We start from the raw sequence: 431 nt of genomic DNA, 5'->3' as shown, positions 1-431 counted from the left end.
GATGAACTTCAACCTGGAGAATATACCGTGACTATAACTGATGATAGTGGTAGCACGGCTATAGCAACATCTAATCTAGTGACAATTACTCAACCTGAACTATTAGAAATTGTAAGTATAAACACATCTACAGTAACCTGTCCACAAGGTAATGATGGAGCTATTGATATCCAGGTCATGGGAGGAACTCCTCCATATACATACTCCTGGAGTAATGGACAAAACACCCAGAACATACAAGATCTGCAAGTCGGGGATTATACCATCTCGGTAAGAGATGATAATAACTGTATCACTCAAGCAATCATACCGGTAATCAATAGAGCTAATCAAATCAATATACAGCAAGAAATCATCAACAATGTATCTGCCTACCAAGGAAGTGACGGAAGTATTCAACTTACCATAGAAGGAGGACAACAACCCTATAC

General features: G+C 39.0%; 1 protein-coding gene. It reads left to right on the top strand.

Going from position 1 to position 431, the window contains the following annotated elements; genetic code table 11:
• On the top strand, positions 1-431 hold a 431-nt coding region (locus ACXAGJ_RS24675), incomplete at both ends, for a SprB repeat-containing protein (protein WP_474843854.1).

The sequence above is a fragment of the Aquimarina sp. AWH4_224 genome, assembly GCF_056160245.1.
The sequence above is the reverse complement of the archived record's forward strand: the minus strand, read 5'-3'. Positions and strand labels throughout refer to the sequence as shown.